We start from the raw sequence: 23792 nt of genomic DNA, 5'->3' as shown, positions 1-23792 counted from the left end.
GCGAGCGTGAGGGAAATAAGTGCTGTTTCGGAGGGGCATCAGTGACGCGAACAGTGACCGCCTCTGCCCGAGCCGCCGAAACACTCAGGAAAACGATGAATTGCCCGCAACACAAGCTTCTGTGGGCACAAGATGAAGGAAAACGGTGAAATGGCGCGTAATTGGAGCACCCCGCCGCTCAGCTACACGCGGATTGAACTGACCAACCCCGAGACGGTTGGCAAGCACTACCGCTGGGGCGCTGACGACGAACTGGTCAAGGAAACCGTTGGTTGGCTCAACGCGGGGCGGGCTTTCGTGGACCAGGCCATCGACATGGCGGATTTCGCCACGGTGCTGAACACGGAGCTACGCGCTGGGCAGGACGTGCTGACCTACGGCGTCCCAACAGTCGACATGCCCGACGATGGTGTACCGCTGGTCACTAAGGGGCGGGTGACACCCGACACCATCGCCCGCAGCGAAAACTATTTCGCCTGGCCCAAGGGTCCAGCCATCCTTGCCGCCGACTACGACCCACGATCCGACCACGCCGCGCTGAGCCGTGACGAGTTGTGGCGACAGGTTGTGACCGCTGCGCCGGGATATGCCGACCATGACGTATTGTGGGGCTGCTCATCGTCCTCCTTCATCTTTGACGCCGATTTCGGTGACGAGGTGGTCGGACTGAAAGGACAACGCGTTTACATGGGCGTTGAGGATGGCACGGACATACCCCGCGCCGCCGCTGTTCTGCTCAAGCGCCTCTGGCTGAACGGGTTCGGCTACATCCTCATCTCAGCCAGTGGCACGCAACTGATCCGCGCCACGCTTGATCCGTGCATGTACCAGCCCTCACGACTGGACTACGCCAGTGGGGCCGTATGTGGCGAGGGTTTGGAGCAACGCCGCCCTGACGCCTTCCTGATCAGCGAAGGTTTGGCCCTAGCCGATACGCGACGGGTTTTTCCTGACCTGACATCCGATGAGGAGCGTGAATATGCGGAGCGTGTTGCGCGCGAAATGGCGCGGACGCGGAATGCCGCACTCGCCCAGCGCGGGGCCTGGGCAGACGAACGGCTTGAGGTGGAGGCGCGCACGGCGCTGGGCGTCGCGGCCACGCCACGGGCCATCGCCGCGCACGTGACCGACGCCACGCAGCGCGGACGGCGCAAGGAACTGCTGGATATGCTTGAGACGGAACACACGGTCCTTGAGTCGGATTTCGTGCTGCACCTGTCCAACGGGCAACTCGTGACCGTAGGCGACGTCCTGATGCACCCCAGCGCCTACGAAAAAGCCAAGACCCGCGACCCGCTGGAACCCGATTACCGGGGCGGTGCCATCACCGGAATGATCTTTGCGTATGCCCGACGCCTCACGTCCCACGCACACGGGAAAATGCGCAAGTACATCCTTGGCACTGACGCGGAATACCGGGACGTGTTCGCCCGCCGTTTCGACGCGCTCAGAACACTCCCGAGACGCGAACAAGACACTCGCGAGGCGCGAATTGCCCGCATGATGGAGACCAGACTGAAATGAACACCAACGACATCAAAAGACACCTCGCGGAAATCGCTGAGATGGACTGGCTCGAACATGACAACGCGCTCGACTCGCTACTCGATGAGTGCGCAAACGCGGGCGTTTCCATGACCAAGAGAAACCTCGAAAGGTCACTCAAGCGGATGATTAAGCATCGAGACGCAGACGAACGGCAGGACGCCGCACAACAGGCGACAGACATTCTCAACGAAGAATTCTTCGTGTTGATCATCGGCAGCAAATTCCGCGTCGGCCATTGGGTTGAACAGCCGATGCGGCTCAAGAAGAACGCGACCGGCGACATGAAAACGCGCAAGGTTCTTTCGCTGCTCACCAAGACAGATTTCTTGGCTCTGGTCGAAAACATCACCGTTGCGACCCCCGAGGGTTTGGTGCCTGCCGGTCCACTTTGGATGGCATCACCCGACCGACGCCAGTACAGGGGCACGGTCATGAGGCCCACGGGCGAGGTTCCTGACGGCTTCCTGAACCTGTGGATGGGCTGGGGTGTCGAGCCGAAAGAGGGGCCGTGCGACCTAATCCTCGACCACATCCGCGACGTGATCTGCAATGGCGACGACGCGCTGAACGAATACACCCTGAACTTCATCGCCGCCAAAATCCAAGACCCGGCGCGCGTGATGGGCGTTATGCCCGCCTTTCTCGGTGGTCAGGGCACGGGCAAGGGCATCATCTTTGACGACCTGTTGGCACAGCGCATTTTCAACCAACACGCCGTGGTGATCGAGGAAAGCGGTCACCTGCTTGGAAAGTTCAATAAGCACCTTATGAGCGCCTGTTACGTGTTCGCCGATGAGTGCTTCTTTGTCGGCGACAAGAAGGCCAATCAGAAAATGAAACGGCGCATCACGGCCAAGACGATGCTGCTTGAGGCCAAGGGTCTCGACGGCGAGACCACACCCTCATATCTGGGCATCATCGCCGCCACGAACGAAAGTCACGCCGTCCACGTGGAGCATGATGACCGTCGCGTTGTGGTTGGTCGGACTAGCGATGGCCGCAAGCGCGACTATGACTATTTTGAACACCTCTCAGATCATATTGAAGGCGACGGCGCGGCACACTTCCTGCAAAAGATGCTGAACCGTGACGTTTCGGACTGGAACCCGGAACGCGACCGCCCCCTGACAGCGGAAACCATCAGCCAGAAAGAACGGTCTCTCAAAGGCGTCCACAGATGGTGGATGGAAGTCGTCCACAGCGGAGAATTCCCCGTAGAAGGGTACGCTTTTGAGGGCGGATTTGGCGGTAAGGTCCCCGATTGGCAGAAGGAACCAATCCGAATTTCTCGGAAAAAGGTCCGAGACGCCTACCAGAAGTGGGCCCTGAGCCACGCCGGTGAGCGGTACTCGGACCACGGCTTCAAGGCGTTCTGGAACGCCTTGGCAGAGATAGCGGACTTTGGAGAGCCGGAAGGTTCGAACAGCGACCAAAAGAGCATTTTTTCGGAATTACCAAAACAAATCATAAAGTTAAATGCATTTTTGGGCCTTCCTAACGAGTTTTGAGAGGAAGGAACGGAAGGAATGAATATATATAATCATTTAATACGCGAGAGCGCGCTCCCTCCCGAACTGTATGACAGGGAGGTGTATATACATACAGACGCACCGCGCACGCCATAAATATAAAAAATACCCATTCCTTCCTCACTTTCCTTCCTCTCGGGTCTTTTGACATGAACCGGCACGAGCGCAGGAAGCGCGCCGCACAGGCCCGCAAGCCCGGTGTCGTCACCATTGAGGCGACGCCCCTCATATTCGAATTTCTGGATGGTAATCCCGACGCCGTGGAGGTCGCCACACGGGTGTTCGGTAGCCTCGGCAGGGATATCCATGCCTGTGCGGCCTGTGACATCCGCTGGCACTACGACCTGCAACCTGTTCTCCTAATCCGCATTCGAGAAGGTAAGCGCCGTGACCGGACATATGTCGGGGCAGACTACCACGAGTGTATCCAGCGACATGGCGTAAAGTGCTACTGCGCCGCTGACGTAATGAGAATACGCGCGACATGGCTTGCGTCATCCAACCCGCGAAACCCAAAACCAACGGCGATCGAGGTGCGCAAAGAGATCAACCTAGTACCAGCATGCAGTGAGGCTTCGTCGATCGAACGGTAGGCGTCGGGGTGGGTTTTGTCAGGCCAGGCAAAATCCCGAAAATACCCCCCCCACCCCGACAAAAACACGGGGGCCAGTGGAACTGGGCCTCCCCACATCGCTTCACCCTTCAAAATTTTTTTTTTCGATTTTTACGTATTGCGTTCTGCCCAAAAATTCTTCGATTTTTCCCGAATACACGACCGCAGACAGCGGCAAGCTAATCGCTCAAGCTACCGGAAGAGCGGCTGCTTTGGGCTCGATGCGGTCATTTGCAAAGTACTCGTGAGCGTCTGCTGTGCGGACGAAGCCGCCGGGCTGCATAGCCTGCTTGATTTTGTTTTCTCAGATTGGAAGGCCTGCTCTTAGCCATCCATCCCTCCATTGCTCCGAGCATTCGGGAACCCTGAAAATGGGGAGTCTCGTTTGTTCTTTAATGTCTAGATCCGGACGAAGCTCCTTCAGTTCAGATACCGCAGCCCTCGCTGACTCTAGGTCTCCGTTTTGAGCCAAGGATGCGATGAGCATGAGATGCGTAATCACGAATTTCGCCCTAATGGCCAAGGCGTTTCGATTGGCCTCAACGGCTTCAGCATAGCGGCCAAGTTGGAAAAATGCGGAGGCCTGCCCAACATAGGCTGCGTGCCGCATCGGATCTTTCGGACTGAGATTGATTGAGTGTGTCGCGTGTTCCAGGGCTTCTTCGGGTCTGTCGAGAAAACTCAGATTGATGCTAGCGAGCATGTGAACGGTCGCAGCGTTTGGATTTTCGGCCAATGCTTGTTTGAAAACTGCGCGAGCTCGCGGCAAGTCTTGTGCAAGCATAGAGATCGAGTGTGCGGCGTAGGCCAACGCAATTCCATCTGCGCGATCGCTCAACAATACACGTTCTGCTGCAGCAACAGCTGCCTTCGGCCCTTCGTCAATCGGTTTCAGTCCCTGCACCATTCTTTGGATATGCAACCACGCAAGTAATCCAGCTGCCGACGAATAATCAGGATCGCGCTCCAACGCCAGACGCGTAAGGCGAATGGCCTCACGGTTGTCTTCGTCCGTCAGCAGGTGAAAATGTGACTGGGCCCGAAGATAAAGTTCATAAGCGTCGAGATTTTCTGTCGGTTTCGCCCGAGCGCGAACTGTCTCGGCATGGCGAACGGACGGTTCGATCGCCGTAACAACTTCCTGCGTGACCTGATCTTGAAGGTCAAAAACATCGTCCAGCATCCCATCGAAACGATCGGCCCAAAGATGACTGCCATTCTCTGCATCAATTAGCTGTCCTGTTATCCGTAGACGCTGGCCTGCGCGCCTTACCGAACCCTCAAGCACATACCTCACGCCGAGCGCCTGCCCAACTTCGCGAATGTCGGTGCTCTTACCTTTAAAAGTAAAAGATGAGTTTCGCGCTACGACCATCAACCAACGAAAACGAGACAACTCTGTTATGATGTCCTCGGTAATTCCATCAGCGAAAAACTCTTGTTCCGGGTCGCCTGACATATTGTCAAACGGCAGCACGGCAATACCGGGTTTCTCAGATTTGACAGTTGCACTTGTAGCCGTCGAACCGACAGGCCACTGCCACACGCCAACTGGGCGTGCAATGTTCTTCAACTCAGTCTTCCGACCGCCAGAGAACAAGGCGGCGGCTTTCCGGTCTAGGCTGTTGTGTGCTGCGTCTGAAAGCAATATCTGCCCCGGTTCCGCTAATGCCTCGAGACGGGCAGCTATGTTGATACCGTCACCGAATATGTCATCGCCTTCCGAAACTACTTCCCCTGTATGTATGCCGATGCGGACTTGAATCTCCTGTGGTCGGTCAGCCGTCTGAACAGCAATCGCGCATTCTGTCGCAGCCGATGCGGAGCGAAACTCAGCAATCCAGCCGTCACCCATGCTTTTGATCAATCGCCCTTCATGAATAGCCAAAGCGGGCATGAGATGATCCTCACGGAAAGCCTTAAGCGCTTTGAGTGTTCCGTCACTATCCTGATCCATCAACGCCGAGTATCCAGCGACATCAGCCGCCAGCACAGCCGCAAGCCTCTTTTCCATGTTTCTCTCCCCGCTTGTTGGAAGCTAGCCTGCAGAGAGAGCACTGTCAGCCCGGTATTTAGAGCAAAGTGGTCCCATCAAGAAAGCGCGATCGCTTTGGGCTCTCAACAGACACGGGAGCCCGTGCAGCATGTGTGATCACAAGGCGCCCTGCCCTTCGAGGACGACCAAAAGCGGCCGTTTGACCTTGACCTCTGTCGCCGCGGTGCAGCCCGTCAAAGGAGATACTCGTTGCATGAGTGAGGCTGGAAGAGGGACGGAGGTCCGAAGAGCGCACAAAGCTGCCGTTCGCCGCTGCGCGGCGCTGGGACGTAGCCTGAATATCCGGTTCGCGGACAAGGTGGCCGTTGGTTCTATATATAAAACGGCCATTCTTGGGTTTAGAGTACGCGGATTTCGTAAAGCGGGCAGGATTATGTGTCTTCTCTTCCGTAAGCACAATATCTCAATTGGCACCCTTATTGGATGCTGAGGAGGCCGCTACCAATCGAATTTCCATCATATCTTTAGGTCCAGGCGCGGCTTCCAAAAAGGGCGGAAGAGTTCAATCTTGGGGCATCGGTTCATCACGACTTTAAGGCCCGCCGCTTCGGCGAGTTGCGCTGCTTTGTCGTCGTACACACCGATTTGACCCCAAAGAACTTTTGCCCCGATTGCGATAGCCTTCTCGGCAAAGGCATACAACTCTTCCTTTGGACGAAAAACGTCTACCATATCAACACGTTTGTCGATCTCTTCCAGCGAGTGGTAGACCTTGAGCCCTCTAATTTCCGAAACATTCGGGTTAGGATTCACCGGTAGAATATCATAGCCGATTTCACTCAGCTGTCGCAGAACGCCATAGCTGAATTTCGTTTTGTCCGCGCTAGCCCCCACCATTGCAATGGTTTTAACCGACTGCAGGATGTCGGCGAGGTATTTGGGGTCGTAATCGTAGATGCGGTCGATATCTGCTTCGGGCATCGGTTAACCTTCCTTCGGCGTCGCAATGTCAGCCTTGAGTTCGTGGGGTTTTAGAGGGTCGAGAAACGGATTGCGGTACAGATTGTCATGGCTCTCGACCCCGATCTCAAGCGTGATGTCGGATGTCGGACGTGCCACGCAAAGGATCACATAGCCGTTCGCTATTTGCCGATTATTCAGCGCAACCTGTCGGCGTTGATCGATCGCACCACTCTGTAGTTTTGCCGCGCAGGTAATGCAGCCGCCATACTTGCACCCAAAAGGCAAGTCCACGCCCTGTTCTCTCAGCGTTTCCAGAAGTGGACGCCGCGCATCCACACAGTATTGCGCGCCATCTCTGTTCGCGATCGTCACGGTATACACAGTCATAGCCAGATGTCGCTTGTGCAATCACCGCCCGGATACCGGCTCTCGTGACAGCGCGATGGCCCATTCGGTTCTTTGCCAAAGTCCACAATGAAATCCTCGTTGATCTTCATGCCACCGTTTTCAGGGTCGCAATCGATCATCACCATAACCCCGCCCTTTTCGCGGATCTCGGGATAGAACTGGTTATCCCAAGTCGAGAACAGCGAAGTCGTGACATAAAGCCTTCGTCCGTCGAGAGAGAGCTGGAACATTTGCGGACCACCCGCGACCTCGACCCCATTAACTATCGGAGCTCTACCCAAAAGACCTCCCATAAACACTTGGCCGGTTAGCTTGGGATTATGCGGGTCGGTGATGTCATACTGGCGCATATCTCCATGCAGCCAATTGTTCAGGTACAAGTATTTGTCGTCCATCGAGATCAGGATCGCCGACATTACCCCCGGCAACGGGATCGGCCATTCGGGGTGCATCTCGTTTTCCACGTCGATGATCTTTTCCCACTGCCACTTTTTAGCATCGTCTTGCCACCAATGGATCACATTGGTCGAAAGAGCTGCGCCACAGAACCCATGCGTGCTTTCGGGGTCATGGTGGAACTTGACTTCCAGTGGCAACAGCCCGTCTTCACCCAAATAGAAACTTTCGACCGGTTCGCGCTTTTCGAAATTCCAAAAATGCAGCTCCCGCCCATATTTTAGATGGCCCACTTCTTCCAGATCGAAGCCCGGCATGAAGGTATTGGGCGCAGCCCATTCGGAACTGACCATCACGTTGTGGCGTGGTTGGTACCAGAAGTCATAGCCGAATTTGATATCGCCCATCGAGGTTTCCCAGCGACCGACGATGTTGAACTCTTTGTCGAGATGCAGATAGCCTCCAGGAGCCTCACCCTTGGCATTTCCAAGGAAGGAAATGATAATTTCCGAGCCCAAACAATGCACCGTATGCGGGCCCGATAAATCTGCCTTGGCCTTGATTTCGGCCCCGTCGATGACCTTATGCAACCGCGGCGCACGCGGGTCAGTGGCTGTATCAACGATGTGAAGGTTGTTAGAGCGTACGCCCGGCAGGATCAGGTATTTGCGGGACATCGAGCCGTCGTCGTGACAGGACGAACAGGCGTTCCACCCCATGTGGTGAAGCTCGTCCCCAATCCCCGGCATTTCCAGCCTATGGATTACCTGAGAATAGGTCGGGCTGTCAGGGTCGACATCCACTGTAGCAAGGTAATCAGGTTTCTGGATCCCTGTCCCGGTGTAGATGGCGATCGTGTAGAGTAGCTTTTCTCGGGGGGCTTTGATGGCTTCTTGCGGACTCTTGAAGCCCGGTCCACAGCATTGTCCATCCATCGTATGCTCCTCCCTTGATTCTCCAAATTGTATCGTATATCGAAAAATCAATTATCATAAAGTGAGAAAAATGCATCTCGAACGATTAGCGCTGGTTTTGGAAATCGTGGGTCAAAAAGGACGTGCGTCCGTAGCGGATATATGTGCTCAGTCCGATATACCTAAACCGACGGCCTACAGGCTGGTTCAAGACCTTGTTTCGTCCGGCCTCCTTGAATCACCAACCCGCGGAGAGTTCGCGATTGGGAATAGGCTAAAGCGTATCACGTTGAGCGATCACTCTGATCCCGCTCTTTTGCAAGTGATTGCGCCTGTCCTATCTGGCGCCGCGAATGACTATGGCGCTGCATTTTTCTTGTCTCGGCTACGGGGCCATTGGGTCGAGATTATTCATGTGGAGACACCGCAGACGGGCGTGTCTTTTCTTCATCCAGGTATGGGCAAACGACCAATGCACGCGTGCTCTTGCGCCAAGGCAATCGCCGCCGTTTCGCCTGAACTGCTGTCTCAAGACCGATTGGATGGGCAGCTAAAGCAGTACACAGATCGCACGATTACAGACCCCAAGGATCTGGCCGCGGAACTCGATGTCATTCGAGCCAAAGGGTATGCCGAATGTGTTGAAGAGCTCGAGCGCGGAATCAGTTCTGTCGCTACAACGCTGACCAAGACAGGTGTTGGTGCGACGCTTTCAATCGGCGCTACGGCGTCTCTTCGGGTGTTTACACCTTCCAAGCGAGAAAAGATTGGCCATACACTTACCACAATGTCACACGAACTTGCTCGCGCGCTAGGATGGGGTGAAGCAGATGAAGAAAGGATATCCGCTTAGGTTCATGGGTATCGCAGTGCTTTAGGTTTATACCATCCAGCAGGACAGGTGTGTTTTGCGACCTTCGCCGCTTTCAGGTCAATGAGGGAGACAAATATGGACGATGCAATGTTTGGTGGGTTCTTCGTGATCAACGTAAAACCTGAGTATCGGCAACCCTTTTTGGACGCCAGCATCTTCCAAGCGCAAAATGTTGTCAGTGAAGAACCCGAAGTTTTCCAGTTTCATATTATGGTGGATGAAACAAACCCAAATCGTTTCTATTTCTACGAAGTGTTCCGGAACGAAGCCGCAGTCCAGGATCATTGGGAATCTGAAACCTTCAATAACTGGTTAAACACTGTCCGAAAGATGCTGGATGGAGAGATCGAACTTGTTGCTAGGATGCGCTCGCTTTTTCCGACGCCAAAAGGTTTCGAGGCGCAAAAAGCAAGCCTGCTACTATGGTAAAATTGACCGACGTTTGAAACTACCACCGGTACGAGAAAATTATGAGATTTGGTGCTTGTCCGCTTTGGGCTCAGAGCGGTCGTTCGCTGCGCTCCGTCTCAATGACCGCTCTGCGGACAAAGCAGTCGCTTGGCGACTGCGGTGCTTCTCTGGAGCTCTGCGTCGCGGCAACAGAGGGTTTCACTCAATGTCGCATTCGGTCAACGGGAATTTCGAGGTGCTGCATGGGCTTTTTCTCGGGTTCCAGTAACAACTGCAAAACGGCTTTGGCTAGAAACCGGCCAGCGTCACTGACATCCTCGAACTCGACGACAATATTCTCACGAAACATTTTCAGGACGGGGATTACTTCTTTGGAATACACGTCGATATCCTCGCCGAGCTTGCGCCCCATCTGTTCAATCGCAACGATTGCCGCAATCGCTGTTTTAGACGACGAACTGACGATTGCGTCAACTTCCGACGAGTTCTGTAGCCTGTGTTTTATCCAGTGCCGGAGCTGGTCTGAGGACTGATCGCTGTCAACGTTTTGAGCGATGCGGTAACTCAAGCCTAACCTGCTGCAGGCTTCTTCCAGCCCGCGCTTCATATCTTGCGAATAGTTCTGATTTAGCGGTGGCAGGATCGCATGGATGTTTTCCCGACCTCTTGCAGCCAAACGATTGATCGCCACACGCATGAAAGCGCTGTTGTCATAGTCGTAGTAGGCGTGCCGCTCGCACCATTTTGTCCGTCCATGCGTTGCAAAAGGGAAGTTGTGCTTAAGCAGGTATTCGACGCGCCGGTCTTCGGGTTCGGTCATGTTGAAGATGACGGCATCAGCAGAGCGTGTCTTGACGATATACTCGATGGGCCGCAGCGAATCTTCGTCGGGGAACCAAGGCAGCACGTTGAGATGAAACCTTGTGCCACGCAGTTCCTGCGCAATCGAACTGGTCAATCTTGAAGTGTTGTTGATGACGTCGCCCTCGGCGGGAACAACAAGTGAAATAACATTTGTACGTCCGGTTCTTAGACGCACTCCAGCGCGGTTCGGAACGTAGCCGATGGCATCCGCAACGTGGCGAACAAGCTGTTTTGTCTCTTGTCCTATGTCCGGTGCATCGCCCAACGCGCGCGAAACTGTGGCCACCGCTAAGCCACTGATGCGCGAAATGGTTTTCTGCGTCGGTCGCTCTCCCGGCAGAACTTGAGAGACCAACTCTTCAGTACTTAATTGCCTGACTTCGGCCACCGTTTTCTTCATCGACCCTCTCCGTTCACCAATAGTTGGCAACTTGCGCAAGATGTGTACTTCCATCGCGACCGGCTTCGGCAGTACTCAGATGGATTTATAGCGAGTCAAAAAAAATGCTTGCAAGGCATTTCTGTAACGATATAGATTTTTACTATAACGTTATAGTAAGGGAGGATGACATGAAGCGGATAAAATATCTGCTCTCGGCAACAGCGCTTGTTGTGGCGACAAGCGCGTCGGCAACTGAATTGGAAGTGATGCATTGGTGGACGTCGGGCGGTGAGGCCGAGGCGGTCAAGGAAATCGCGAACGCGTTCAACGCAACAGGCAACACCTGGGTCGATGCAGCCATCGCGGGCGGCGACAACGCAAGGCCGGTCATGATAAGCCGTATTGTTGGCGGAGATCCGATGGGCGCGTTTCAGTTCAATCATGGCAGGCAGGCTGAAGAGCTGATCGAAGCGGGCCTGCTCCGTGACATCACCGACATTGCCGAAGCAGAAGGCTGGACGGATCTGGTAAACCCGCCTTCTCTACTGGCTTCCTGCACTGTTGATGGCCGCATCTACTGCGCGCCTGTCAACATTCACTCCTGGCAGTGGCTCTGGGTCAGCCACAAGGCATACGAAGATGCAGGTGTTCCTATCCCGACAAATTGGACTGAATTCGTAGGCTCGGCCTCCGCGCTCGAAGCCGCGGGCAAGATCCCCATGGCCATGGGTCAGCAGGGCTGGCAGCAGGCCGGTGCGTTCAGTGTTCTGATCGCAAGCCTCTTGCCAAGTGAAGTTTATAACAGCGTATACGGTGACAAGAATACGGATGTTGCTGGTGGTGCCGAAGTCGCCAGCGTCTTCAAAGCTGCTGCCGATGCGCGGTCAATGGCCGCCAACTCAACGGTTCAGAATTGGAACGACGCGACTGCGCTGGTCATCAAAGGCGAAGCCGGTGGCCAGATCATGGGGGATTGGGCGCAGGGTGAAATGGCAGTCGCAAACGTTACCGCTGGCGAGGATTACAGTTGCCTTCCTGGGCTGGGCATGAATCCGCGTCTTTCAACAGGCGGAGATGCATTCTACTTCCCTGTTCTCTCGGACGAAGCCCAGATCGCCGCGCAAACCGAGCTGGCTAAACTGATGCTCGATCCCGAAACGCAAGTGGCCTTCAACCTCAAGAAGGGGTCGCTCCCTGTGCGCGGTGACGTAAACCTGGACGCGGCCAATGACTGCATGGCGAAAGGCCTCGATTTGCTCAAGGCGGGCGCGCTGTTGCCCGACGTGAACCAGTTGATCACGCCAGACACCAACGATCAGCTGAAAACGCTGTTCACAGAGTTCTTTGCGGATGCGTCGATGACACCCGAAGATGCGCAGAAAGAATTCGTCAAGATCATCGGTCGGGCTGAATAAATACTGACAGTGGATTGCGGGCTCACTTGCCCGCAATCCGACACCAACAGTTGAAGGGAGGGGGAGCAGATGGCTTCGCAACGCCCAAACCAACTGTTCCGCAACCTGAACGCAAAAATAGCCTCGATCCCCATGATCGTTACCGCTCTGTTTGTGTTCGTTGGTGGGACAGCCTGGACAGTGGTTTACAGCTTCACCAGTTCGGGATTGCTGCCGCGGCTGAATTGGGTTGGCCTTGATCAATACGACCGCCTCTGGGGTACGAAAAAGTGGCTGGTTGCGATCGAGAATCTTGCAATTTATGGCTTTTGTATGCTCGCTCTGGTGTTCGTGATCGGGTTCATCCTCGCGGCGCTGATCGATCAGAAAATACGTTTTGAAAACACCATCCGCACCGTCATCCTTTACCCCTATGCCCTGAGTTTTGTCGTCACAGGGTTGGTTTGGCAATGGATACTGAACCCTGAATTCGGCATCGAAGCCATCGTCAGGGGAATGGGGTGGCAAAGCTTCGAATTCGACCCGCTTTACAACCCGGAAATCGCCATATTCGGTGTCCTGATTGCCGGGCTCTGGCAAGGCAGCGGGCTGGTTATGGTCCTCATGCTCGCTGGATTGCGCGGGATAGATCAGGATGTCTGGAAAGCCGCACGCGTGGACGGCATTCCCGCATGGAAAACTTATCTGTTCATCGTCATTCCCATGATGCGCCCGGTGTTTATAACGACATTGGTTCTGACAGTAACCGGCATCGTCAAGCTATATGACTTGATCGTCGCGCAAACCAGCGGCGGCCCCGGTATCGCCACCGAAGTTCCCGCCAAATACGTCTACGACATGATGTTTGGCGCCAGCAACCTTGGTCAGGGCTTCGCTGCCTCGACCATGATGCTGCTCACAGTGGCCCTTGTCGTCATCCCTTGGGCCATCCTCGAGTTCGGAGGAGGGAAGAAACATGGTTGATGTCATGTCTACGACGCTCGAGGGGCCGCAGGGGCCCAAACCCACCAAGATGCTTTCGCGGAGAAACATCTTTCTCTATGGTACCTTGCTCGTCGCTGCACTCTACTACGCGCTGCCCCTCTACATCATGGTCGTCACGTCACTGAAGGGAATGCCGGAAATACGCGTCGGGAACATTTTTGCCCCGCCGCTCGAAGTCACATTCGAGCCCTGGGTCAAGGCTTGGTCCGAAGCCTGTACGGGCTTGAATTGTGAAGGCTTGAAGGTCGGCTTCTGGAATTCAGTCAGAATAACGATCCCTTCAGTCCTAATTTCGATCGTCGTCGCATCGGTGAACGGGTATGCCTTGGCGAACTGGCGTTTCAAAGGTGCAAACGCATTCTTCACCATCCTGATATTTGGCGCCTTCATTCCCTATCAGGTGATGCTCTATCCGATCGTCATCATGTTGCGAGAAGTCGGTCTTTATGGATCACTCACCGGGTTGGTCATTGTCCACACGATCTTTGGCATGCCCATTCTGACCCTGCTGTTCCGCAACTACTTTACCTCGTTGCCGGAAGAGTTGTTCAAAGCCGCTCGCGTCGATGGTGCTGGGTTCTGGCGCATCTACTTTCGCATCATGCTGCCGATGTCTGTGCCCATTTTCACCGTCGCCGTGATCCTGCAGGTCACAGGCATCTGGAATGACTTCCTGTTTGGCGTAGTCTACACCGGCCCGGATACTTACCCGATGACGGTACAACTCAATAACATCGTCAATTCCACGCAAGGCGTGAAGGAATACAACGTCAATATGGCCGCGACCATAATTACAGGCCTTGTTCCGCTGACCATCTATTTTGTCTCCGGCAAACTCTTCGTCCGCGGTATCGCGGCCGGCGCTGTCAAAGGGTAAACCCTCATGAGCAACTCAGTTGAAATCAAAAATCTTGATCTGGCGTTCGGTTCGGTCAAAGTGCTGCAAAACCTCAATCTGGAAATCGGCAAAGGCGAGTTTCTAGTGCTTCTCGGCTCGTCCGGTTGCGGAAAATCCACGCTGTTAAACTGTATCGCCGGCCTGCTTGACGTGACCGCAGGTCAGCTCTTTATCAACGACGAGAACGTGACATGGGCGGAACCTTCCGAGCGCGGTATCGGCATGGTTTTTCAATCCTATGCGCTCTATCCTCAAATGACGGTCGAGGGAAACCTGTCATTTGGTCTGAAAAACGCCAAGCTGCCTAAAGCCGAAATAGCAGCCCGCATCAAACGTGCAGCAGAGATCCTGCAAATCGAATCCTTGCTTAAACGCAAACCGGCCGCTCTGTCGGGAGGCCAGCGTCAAAGAGTTGCCATAGGGCGCGCATTGGTGCGGGACGTCGACGTTTTTTTGTTCGATGAGCCGCTGTCGAATCTGGATGCCAAATTGCGCGCGGACCTGCGTGTCGAGATCAAGCGTTTGCACCAGAACCTTGGAAATACGATGATCTACGTAACCCACGACCAAATCGAAGCCATGACGCTTGCGGATCGTATTGCGATTATGCGCGGCGGTCAGATCATGCAACTGGCATCACCGGAAGAAATCTATGGTCGCCCTGTAAACAAATACGTGGCTGACTTCATTGGATCACCGTCAATGAACTTTCTGGAAGGCCACGTCAAAGACGGCGCTTTTGAAACGGGCAACCTTTCGATCCCACTATCGGGGTACGAATTCTCCGCTGGCCCGGCGACAGGTCCTGCGACTTTGGGGATCCGTCCCGAACACGTCATCACCGGCGAACTGGTCGGCAAAGCCCCTTTCCAGACAGATGTTTCGGTCAGCCTTATCGAGCCTACAGGATCAGATACACTCGTCGACTGCGAAATTGCCGGTAGCCCGTTCCGCGTCCGTATGGATGGGCAGGCCAAGATCGCGGTGGGCGAAAAACTGCAGCTCGGGCTCGATCTATCAAAGGCCTCGCTCTTCGACACCAAATCCGAACTGCGGCTGTGAGCCAAAAGCGTCCGCCATCATTGAAACAGTCAGACAATCAAAGGATTGAGTTATGCCTGCCATCTCCTATCAGCTTTATTCTTCGCGCAACTGGGACGTGGAGGAAACCTTTGCCATGCTCGCGGATCTGGGGATCAATGAGGTCGAAGGTTTCGGTCCATACTTTGATGATGTTGAAAAGACAAAATCCCTGCTCGACGCCTATGGCCTGACCATGCCGACGGCACATTTTGCCTTGGATTTGGTCGAAACCGACCCTGATCGTGTGATCGACGTTGCAAAAAAAATCGGCATTCAAACAATTGTCATCCCGTTTGTGGCACCCGAAAATCGTCCATCCTCGGCGCAGGGGTGGAAGGAATTTGGCGAGCGTCTTGTTTCTGCTAGCAAACCTGTCTTGAACGCAGGTCTTGGCTTTGCCTGGCACAACCACGACTTCGAAATGGTGCCCGTCGACGGTCAGACACCTCTAGATCTGATTGCCGCGGCCTCAGAGGATATCCAGATCGAACTTGATCTCGCTTGGGTAAAATTCAGCGGCGAGGACCCAGTCCAATGGATTGAAAAATACTCAGGACGGCTGGTCGCAGTGCACGTGAAGGACATCGCTCCGGTAGGAGAAAACGCGGACGAAGACGGCTGGGCAGATGTTGGCTATGGCACGATGGACTGGCCTGCGATCAAGCGGGCGATGGATGCTGCTCTCGTGCGACGTTACGTGATCGAGCACGATAATCCCAATGATCACAAGCGGATGGCTCAACGGTCACTCGCAACTGTTCAATCATTCTGAGGAAGAACGCGATGCAGGTATATGGTGTCGGAATAATCGGGTGCGGCAACATCTCGACCGCCTATCTGAATCTTGCGCCTTTGTTCAACTATATTGAAATCCGGGCAGTCGCGGACCTGAACATGGAAACCGCGCAGGACCGGGCTCAAGAGTTCGGCGTCCGCGCGGATACGGTCGAAGGTCTGCTGGCAGCCGACGATATCGACATCATCCTCAATCTCACGATTCCAGCCGCGCATTTCAGTGTCACAACGTCGATCCTCGAAAATGGCAAGCACGCCTATTCGGAAAAACCGTTTGTATTGACCCTTGAGGAAGCTGAAACACTGCGGAAAATGGCGCAAGAACGAAATCTGCGGATCGGATCAGCGCCGGACACTTTCCTGGGCGGTGCCCATCAGGCGGCCCGTGCGGCAATCGACAGCGGCGAGGTGGGCGAGATCATCGGCGGCACATGCCATGTCATGTCGCATGGAATGGAGTCCTGGCACCCGAACCCGGACTTCTTTTTTCAACCAGGCGGCGGCCCAATCCTCGACCTCGGCCCTTACTACATCTCCAATCTTGTGCAGTTGATTGGCCCGGTTAAAGCCGTGACGGCCATGGCTTCGGCAAGCTTTGCTGAACGCGAGATCGGCAATGGACCACGATTGGGTGAAATGGTTCCGGTCGAGATCCCAACAAACGTTCACGCGCTCCTGGAGTTCGAAAACGGCGCTTTGATCACATTTGGGGCAAGTTGGGACGTCTGGGCGCATCGCCACGACAATATGGAGTTATACGGCACCAGCGGCTCTTTGTTCATTCCGGACCCAAATTTTTTTGGTGGCGAGGTGTTGATGTCAATGGCGCAGGGCGAAATCACACAAGTACCAGACAACAATCATCCATTTTCTGTAGCAAATGGTTCGGATGGATCCGGGGTGCACCGTGCCAACTATCGTTGCGCAGGCCTCGCGGAAATGGCTCAGGCTATTCAGGAAAACCGTCCACACCGGTGCAGCCTTGAGATGGCGACCCATGTTGTTGAAGTCATGACCAGCATTTTGGCCTCAGCGCAGGATCGCGGCTGGGCATCCATGACAACGACCTGCGACCAACCATCTTGGCTTGGCCCCGAACAAGCAGTCCAACTAATGCGGTGAAAACCACAATTTGCGCGATAGACGCAAAGTCAGCAGCTTCCCGCGCGCCGACCATCAGGTGCTAGTCCCTACGATTGTGGAAGCTTTCCGCTGAGTGTTGATTTACTTGTTTGGCCCTTTGTCCGTAGTGCGCTTCTCGCGACACTTTGAACGGGCTGCTTCGGGCTCAAAGCGGTCATACGCTGCACTTGTCATGAATGACTGCTATGCGGACAAAGCGGACTTTACGGGGATGTCGTATCTAACGCACGTGACCTAAAGGCTGGTGGAACGGGTTGGTCGGCTTGGCAAGCTCTGGAGCGGCAAGCTACGTTACCCTTTGAATTGCAGGAACTTTCTACAATAGCTCGTGTTCTCTAAAACCAAGCTTCTACGGTTGATTTTTTGACTCAACTCTTTGACTCAGTCATTCTTCTCCAGGGGGGGAACGCGATATGAATGGCGCTGACCAGAAAAGCCAAGCAGACAGGTACGAAGAAGGTATAGCGCTTCTGGATGTTGGTGTCGGCATATTCGATGACGCACTCCGACTGGTTTACTGCAACCCCGCATTTCGCGAGATGCGACGCTACCCACAAGAGCTCTGCCGCCGTGGTGTTAGTCTAGAAGATTTGCTGCATTTCAACGCCGAACGCGGAGATTTTGGCGCGGGCAAAACTGATCGGCTAGTGGCCGATCGAATGAATGAGATTGGTGCCTCTGGTGAGCGCGCGCTCGAGCATGAGATGGCAGACGGGCAGATTCTAGCGATCAGCTATCGCAGAACGGCCTCTGGAGGAACGATGGTCACCTATCAGGACCGCACCGCCGAACGAAAAGCAGAAAGAGCATTGCGAGAAAGTGAGGAGCGCTACGCGCTTGTTTCAGACGCTGCGGAAGAGGCAATCTACGATTGGCACATTACCGACGACCAGTTTTATGCGTCCCCACGACTTGAGACTTTCCTAGGGCTTGAGACCGGTCCTAGGGGAGAGAGAACGTGGGTATGGCAAGACATTATTCATCCCGACGATTTGCCCTCTTACTTGTCAGCGTTGGAGGCGCATATATCCGGCAAGAAGAAACGATGGGAATGTGAGTACCGACTCAAAGTAGCCAGCGGAAAGTGGCGCTGGGTATCGGATCACGGCACCTCGATTCGCGATACTAACGGCTACGCGACGCGTATGGTGGCCGCAATTCGGGACATTACACCCAAGATTGAACGGGATGCAGCCCTTGCCGCAAGTGAGGAAAGATACCAGTTGGTCACTCAAGCTACCAGCGATGGAATTTATGATTGGGACGTGACCAACGATGTTCTGTTTGTCTCTGCTGACCTGAACGATCTACTCAGTTTGGACGAGGCCAATTCGTCTTCGACACGATGGGCCGAGCAGATCCATCCGGATGATTACGACGCTTATGTCAAGGCAATCGTTAACCATTTCAAGGGCGGGACTGATGCCGTTGAATGTGACTACCGGCAGAGGGCGCGTGATGGCGGTTACCGTTGGGTTCACGACCGAGGCGTTGGTGTGCGAAACGCCGAAGGCCGGGTCGTTCGGCTTGTCGGTGCCGTGCGCGACATAACTGAAATCCGGGATGCACGGGAACGAATTGCCCGAATTGAAGGTCGGCTACTCGGAGCAATTGAAACGATCGCCGATGGTTTGCTTTTGGTGGGACCTGAAAATCGCGTCGAGTTATTCAACGACCGCTACGTCCAGATCTTCAGCGACGCCGCTGGCGGCGCCGATTTGAGCAACCTAATTTATGAGGGCCGCGAATTCTTCGACATGATCCGCAACGGCTATGAGCTTGGGATGTTTACCGAACATCCAGACGGCGTTGACGGTTGGATCGCTGCCCGCCGCGTCGCTTGGGAGAAGCCAAAGGCGAACTGGGAACTAGAGTTGGGCAACGGTGTGTGGATCATGCTCAACGAACGTCGCCTGCCTGATGGTGGCCGCATCATGGTTTACAACGACATAACCGAGTTCAAACGCAGGGAGGCAGATGCGCAGGCCGCACGGCAGCGGTTTGAGGACGCAATTGAAGCGATATCGTCTGGTTTTGCATTGTGGGATGCCGAGGATCGGCTAGTTGTATGTAATGAGCGCTACCGCACCTACATGAGCGAACTCGCCGACAAGGTCGTACCCGGCGTGAAATTCGAAGAGATCATCGGTGCCGGCATCAAGCGCGGCCTATTTCCACTTTCCGAAGGAGAAGTAGAAGGGTATCTTGAGAGAATTGCCGAAAAACGCAAGAAAGCCTCGGGCGAACCACGCGAACAGCTAGTCGCCGGGTACTGGCTGCAGATTACGGATCATCGCACTTCGGATGGTGGCATCGTCTCGATCTATACCGACATTACCGAACTGAAGACCAAACAGCTGGAGATCGAACAACAATCAGCGATCCTCGAGTTAACAATGGAGAACATGGGCCAGGGGATTACGCTGGTGGATAAAGAGCTGCGCACAATTGCGTTGAATTCGAAATTCCTCGACCTCATGGAGTTTCCTCGCGAACGCTTTCGCCCCGGATTCACAATGGAAGAGGCATTTCGGTTCAATGCTGAACGAGGGGAATATGGGCCGGGCGACATTGATACCCAAGTGCGCGAGCGGGTGGAACTGGCCGCAAAATTCTTACCGCACAAATTTGAGCGTATTCGTCCTGATGGTACGGTGATTGAGATTATCGGCAACCCTATCCAAGGTGGCGGCCTAGTTGCAACTTACACTGACATTACGGACCGCAAACTCGCTGACGAAGCACTGAAAGCGGCACTGGCAGAATTTAACGCGGTCATCGATCACGTCGACTATGGAATTCTGTTCATGGGACCGGATTTACGTGCGCGTATAATAAATCGGGCATTTGCACGAATTTGGAACATCGATCAGAAATTCATCGACCAGCGACCAACTATGCAGGAGCTGATAGAGTACAACAAGGGCACAGGAGTCTATGATGTCGCGCCGAAGGACTGGGATGACTGGCTGTCCATGCGGGTCGAGGCAATACGGGCAGGAAACATGCCACCGGGCGAGTTGTGTCGGGCTGATGGCATGACTTTGAGTTTCCAATGCGTGGACCTGCCGGATGGCGGTCGCATGCTGACCTATTTCGATATCACCGAACTAAAACGGCGTGAGGCGGAGATTTCCAACGCGCGTGATGCGGCTGAACAAGCCCTCAACGATCTGCGGCAAGCCCAAGAACGGCTCATCCAGTCCGAGAAGATGGCCAGCCTAGGCCAACTTACTGCCGGCATTGCCCACGAGATCAAGAACCCGCTGAATTTCGTCAATAACTTTGCCAAATTGTCTGGTGAGTTGTTGGAAGAATTACACGAGATATTAGAACACCCGATCGCGGCTCTGGAGGAAGAGGATCGCGAGGAAGCTAAGGACCTATGGCAGACAGTACGCGGCAACTTAGGCAAGATAAACCAACACGGTCAACGTGCTGACAGCATCGTTAAAAACATGCTTCTGCATTCCCGTGAGGGGCCAAGCGAGTTGCAACGTGTTGCACTAAACTCGATCGCAGAAGAAGCGCTGAACCTTGCCTATCACGGTGCTCGGGCGGAGGATTCCAGTTTCAATGTCGAAATACGAGCCGACATTGATCCCGACGTTGGCCAAATCGATTGCTATCCGCAGGATTTGATGCGTGTTTTTCTTAATCTCATCAGCAACGGCATGTATGCGGCCAACAAACGTAAAGACGCGGAAGAAGATGACTTTTCACCGACGATCTGGCTATCGACGCGAGCCAATGGTGACCGCGTCAACGTCACTATTCGCGATAATGGTACGGGCATTCCAGAAGAAATGAGGGAGAAAATTTTTCTACCGTTTTACACCACAAAACCCGCGGGTGAAGGCACAGGGCTCGGCCTTTCGTTGAGCTATGATACCATCGTCAAGCAGCATGGTGGAACTTTGACTGTGGACAGTAAGCCAGGGGATCACACAATTTTTGTCGTTTCGGTCCCGGTCCATTCTCAGGGGGACCTAGCATGACAGGACAAATTCTGATGGTAGATGACGAACCCGACGCACAGGACCTGATTCGACAAAATTTTCGGCGGGAGATACGAAGAGGAGTCTACAGTTTTGGGTTTGCCGGGTCTGGCGAGTCCGCCTTGGACGCAATAAGTCATTCGAAAGAAGAAGTAATGTTGGTGCTTTCGGACATCAACATGCCCGGCATGTCAGGAATCGAGCTTTTGCAGGAACTGCGCGCTCGCTGGCCTGAATTACCGGTTATGATGATCACCGCCTATGGTGATGCAGCGACCGAGGCGAAAGTCCGGGAACTGGGAGCGGAACAGTTCCTGACCAAGCCCGTCGATTTTGTTGAACTGAAAGAGCGGCTCTCACGATTTGTCGGAGATGCGACGTGACGCCGCCACGCATTCTTGTTGTCGATGACGAGCCCGACCTTGAAGCGTTGATTTCGCAAAAGTTTCGGCGTCGCGTACGCAAAGGGGAACTCGATCTATTGTTTGCTCATGACGGCAAACACGCCCTCGAAGTTCTCGAAGAGAACCCTAAAATAGATATCGTCCTTTCCGACATAAACATGCCCAGGATGGATGGCCTCACTTTGCTTGAGCGGTTGAGCGAGATGGAAACTGATCTGCAAACTGTTATGGTTTCGGCCTACGGCGACATGAACAATATCCGCGCGGCTATGAACCGCGGGGCTTTCGATTTCGTGACCAAACCGATCGAGTTCGAAGATCTCGACCGGACCATTGCCAAGACGCTGGAACACCTTGAGTTGCTCCGCCAATTGCGCACGGCCCGTGATAATGCCGAGCAAGCGAGATTGACGCTGTCACGGTATTTCTCTCCTACGGTGGTTGAGACGTTGTCGCGTGATCCAGAGGCAATAGAGGCCAAGGGCGAGCGCCGCGTAGCAACCTTTCTATTTACTGATCTGGCCGATTTCACTCAGCTGGTAGAAAGCTCGGATTCCGACCTGATCGTCGAAATTCTCAACGAATACCTAGATGGCATGACCCGAACAATCTTTTCGCACGGCGGAACAGTCATGAAAATCATAGGCGACGCCATCCAAGTAATATTCGGTGCGCCAGTTGACGACCCGGAACATGCCGCGCACGCGGTGGCCTGCGCCTTGGCGCTCGACGAATTTGCCCAAGGTTTTCAGAAGAAACTACTGGATCGCGGCATCGCGTTGGGAGACACGCGCATAGGTGTGAACAGCGGCGGTGCGATCATTGGCAATTTCGGCGGCAAGAGCTATTTCGACTATACAGCGTATGGCGATGCTGTGAACACTGCGGCAAGGCTGGAACAGGCTAACAAGACGATAGGGACGCGCATCTGCACTTCGGAAAGTGTTGCCAAGGGGATCGACAACTTCTCTGGCCGCCCAATTGGAAGACTCTTGTTGAAAGGCAAAACGCAAGCGGTGACCTGCTATGAACCCTTGTCAGAGGCGCTTGTCGACAGCGATCAAGTGAGAGATTACAAGGCGGCGTATGAGCTGCTAGAGGCGAGTGACCCCAAAGCGCGCCAATCCTTTGCGGCGCTTTTGGTCGAGTGCGAAGACGACCCCTTGATCTTGTTTCACCTTGGTCGATTGCTGGCCGGCGAAACTGGTGTAGACATTGAAGCAGTGGGTTGATCGCCAACCTGTCCCAACGTCATTACCGCTAAACAACCATGATAAGGCTGCCCAACACTCGCCGCGAGCCGGTCGACCCCGACCCAACAATAACAAAAGGGTTGCCTATATCGGCGGCAAGAACTGCGATTATGCGACGTTTCATAGACGAGCAATACCACACAGCTTACTAACCAGCGCATGTCCACTTCGGGCTCTTAACAGTCTTTCGCTGCGGAGCTTCGCGCACAATTCTAATTAACGACAACATTGGGCTCGAAGTGGTCATTCGCAGAATTTTCGTGAGCGTCTGTTTTGCGGACAAAGCTGCCGATAAGTCAGTTTGTTGGGATGTATGAAAACGGCCCAAAGCGGACCTTCACGCGTCGGGCAGTGAAGGTCCGAATTAGCGACAATAAACTCGGTCTGGTGCAAGATGCCGCCAGTGAGGGGCTGCCTTTTGAGCTCACCCAACGCAACTTAAACCTACGGTCATGAGTCGAATATCAGAAACACATAGGTCATGAAGGCGGCCAGATGCACGACACCCTGAAGCGCGTTGGTGCGGGTTCCGACAAAGGTCAGGATGCTGATCCCTATTGTCAGAGCCAGGAGTACGATTTCCGCGCCGCCGAGCCCAAGTTCGATGGGAAGCCCAACAAAATGTGCCGCGATCAGCACAGCGGGCACTGTTAGGCCAATGGTTGCCAAAGCCGACCCCAGACAGATATTCACGGCCCGTTGCAGTTTGTTGGCCCGCGCAGCGTCCAGCGCGGCGAGGGCTTCGGGTGTCAGGATCATGGCGGCAACCAGAAAGCCACCCAACGCGACGGGTGCGCCAAATTCCAGCAATTTGAAATCGACAAACAGCGCCAGTTTTTTGGACATCAAAACCAGGGGCAGCATCGTGTCTGACGTCAGCGCCAATGGGACATTTTAGGTCGATTTGATAAGAGAGGGTTT

The 23792-nt window shown here is 54.3% G+C and carries 20 protein-coding genes; 14 read left to right on the top strand and 6 right to left on the bottom strand.

The window, feature by feature from the left end; translation table 11 throughout:
* Window positions 1-150 precede the first annotated feature (150 nt).
* The 3 genes from GOV88_RS11645 (at window position 151) to GOV88_RS11635 (ending at window position 3670) form a co-directional block, all read left to right on the top strand.
* Window positions 151-1524 (top strand): hypothetical protein, encoded by a 1374-nt coding sequence (locus GOV88_RS11645; RefSeq protein WP_171240543.1) that lies wholly within the window; start codon window positions 151-153, stop codon window positions 1522-1524.
* Window positions 1521-3056 carry a primase-helicase family protein gene (locus tag GOV88_RS11640; RefSeq protein ID WP_171240542.1) on the top strand — a complete coding sequence of 512 codons (1536 nt, stop codon included), beginning with the start codon at window positions 1521-1523 and terminating at the stop codon, window positions 3054-3056. The genes GOV88_RS11645 and GOV88_RS11640 overlap by 4 nt, the downstream gene beginning before the upstream one ends.
* Window positions 3057-3226: 170 nt before the next feature.
* A complete protein-coding gene (locus GOV88_RS11635; RefSeq protein ID WP_171240541.1) occupies window positions 3227-3670 on the top strand; it encodes a hypothetical protein in 444 nt (147 codons plus the stop codon).
* Window positions 3671-3994: 324 nt separating this feature from the next.
* Here the strand turns inward: GOV88_RS11635 and GOV88_RS11630 are convergent, their stop codons facing one another.
* From GOV88_RS11630 to GOV88_RS11615, 4 genes are all read right to left on the bottom strand, one after another.
* Complete coding sequence (locus tag GOV88_RS11630) at window positions 3995-5704, bottom strand: adenylate/guanylate cyclase domain-containing protein (RefSeq protein ID WP_170621101.1); 1710 nt, start codon at window positions 5702-5704, stop codon at window positions 3995-3997.
* Window positions 5705-6202: 498 nt separating this feature from the next.
* Window positions 6203-6667, bottom strand: a complete 465-nt coding sequence (locus tag GOV88_RS11625; protein WP_170389882.1) for a CoA-binding protein — start codon at window positions 6665-6667, stop codon at window positions 6203-6205.
* A 3-nt stretch (window positions 6668-6670) separates the two neighbouring features.
* Entirely contained in the window at window positions 6671-7036 is a 366-nt protein-coding gene (locus tag GOV88_RS11620; protein WP_170412916.1) for a 2Fe-2S iron-sulfur cluster-binding protein, read from the bottom strand.
* Window positions 7033-8388: a selenium-binding family protein gene (locus tag GOV88_RS11615; RefSeq protein ID WP_171240540.1), complete on the bottom strand. Its 1356-nt coding sequence runs from the start codon at window positions 8386-8388 to the stop codon at window positions 7033-7035. The genes GOV88_RS11620 and GOV88_RS11615 overlap by 4 nt, the downstream gene beginning before the upstream one ends.
* Before the next feature lie 70 nt (window positions 8389-8458).
* Here GOV88_RS11615 and GOV88_RS11610 point away from each other — a divergent pair, with 70 nt between their 5' ends.
* Together GOV88_RS11610 and GOV88_RS11605 are read left to right on the top strand one after the other, a co-directional pair.
* Window positions 8459-9220 (top strand): IclR family transcriptional regulator, encoded by a 762-nt coding sequence (locus GOV88_RS11610; RefSeq protein WP_170621102.1) that lies wholly within the window; start codon window positions 8459-8461, stop codon window positions 9218-9220.
* Between the two features lie 96 nt (window positions 9221-9316).
* Window positions 9317-9670, top strand: coding sequence for a putative quinol monooxygenase (locus GOV88_RS11605; protein WP_010437910.1), 354 nt, complete (start codon window positions 9317-9319; stop codon window positions 9668-9670).
* 184 nt (window positions 9671-9854) lie between these two features.
* Here GOV88_RS11605 and GOV88_RS11600 read toward each other — a convergent pair whose 3' ends face one another.
* On the bottom strand, window positions 9855-10916 hold the full coding sequence (locus tag GOV88_RS11600) for a LacI family transcriptional regulator (RefSeq protein WP_170387231.1): 1062 nt from the start codon (window positions 10914-10916) through the stop codon (window positions 9855-9857).
* Between the two features lie 170 nt (window positions 10917-11086).
* On the opposite strand from GOV88_RS11600, the gene GOV88_RS11595 reads away from it, so the two are divergent.
* From GOV88_RS11595 to GOV88_RS11555, 9 genes are all read left to right on the top strand, one after another.
* Entirely contained in the window at window positions 11087-12313 is a 1227-nt protein-coding gene (locus GOV88_RS11595) for an ABC transporter substrate-binding protein (protein WP_170387233.1), read from the top strand.
* Window positions 12314-12382: 69 nt separating this feature from the next.
* Complete coding sequence (locus tag GOV88_RS11590; RefSeq protein ID WP_170387234.1) at window positions 12383-13276, top strand: carbohydrate ABC transporter permease; 894 nt, start codon at window positions 12383-12385, stop codon at window positions 13274-13276.
* The gene (locus tag GOV88_RS11585; protein WP_170387236.1) at window positions 13269-14174 is read left to right on the top strand and encodes a carbohydrate ABC transporter permease; all 906 of its coding nucleotides are present in this window, start codon (window positions 13269-13271) and stop codon (window positions 14172-14174) included. Before GOV88_RS11590 ends, GOV88_RS11585 begins: the two co-directional genes overlap by 8 nt.
* A gap of 6 nt (window positions 14175-14180) precedes the next feature.
* The gene (locus GOV88_RS11580; protein ID WP_171240539.1) at window positions 14181-15257 is read left to right on the top strand and encodes an ABC transporter ATP-binding protein; all 1077 of its coding nucleotides are present in this window, start codon (window positions 14181-14183) and stop codon (window positions 15255-15257) included.
* A 52-nt stretch (window positions 15258-15309) separates the two neighbouring features.
* Window positions 15310-16050, top strand: a complete 741-nt coding sequence (locus GOV88_RS11575) for a sugar phosphate isomerase/epimerase (RefSeq protein ID WP_170387240.1) — start codon at window positions 15310-15312, stop codon at window positions 16048-16050.
* An 11-nt stretch (window positions 16051-16061) separates the two neighbouring features.
* Window positions 16062-17195, top strand: a complete 1134-nt coding sequence (locus tag GOV88_RS11570) for a Gfo/Idh/MocA family protein (RefSeq protein WP_171240538.1) — start codon at window positions 16062-16064, stop codon at window positions 17193-17195.
* Window positions 17196-17629: 434 nt separating this feature from the next.
* Window positions 17630-21214 (top strand): PAS-domain containing protein, encoded by a 3585-nt coding sequence (locus GOV88_RS11565; protein ID WP_171240537.1) that lies wholly within the window; start codon window positions 17630-17632, stop codon window positions 21212-21214.
* Complete coding sequence (locus GOV88_RS11560; RefSeq protein WP_171100742.1) at window positions 21211-21597, top strand: response regulator; 387 nt, start codon at window positions 21211-21213, stop codon at window positions 21595-21597. Before GOV88_RS11565 ends, GOV88_RS11560 begins: the two co-directional genes overlap by 4 nt.
* A complete protein-coding gene (locus GOV88_RS11555; protein WP_171240536.1) occupies window positions 21594-22850 on the top strand; it encodes a response regulator in 1257 nt (418 codons plus the stop codon). The genes GOV88_RS11560 and GOV88_RS11555 overlap by 4 nt, the downstream gene beginning before the upstream one ends.
* 471 nt (window positions 22851-23321) lie before the next feature.
* On the opposite strand, the gene GOV88_RS11550 is transcribed toward GOV88_RS11555, so the two are convergent.
* On the bottom strand, window positions 23322-23735 hold the full coding sequence (locus tag GOV88_RS11550) for a hypothetical protein (protein WP_217358920.1): 414 nt from the start codon (window positions 23733-23735) through the stop codon (window positions 23322-23324).
* Window positions 23736-23792: the final 57 nt, after the last annotated feature.

The organism is Ruegeria sp. HKCCA5491, assembly GCF_013034565.1.
Taxonomy (GTDB): Bacteria; Pseudomonadota; Alphaproteobacteria; order Rhodobacterales; family Rhodobacteraceae; genus Ruegeria.
Note: the sequence above shows the minus strand (reverse complement) of the source record. Positions and strands in the feature narration are given on the sequence as shown.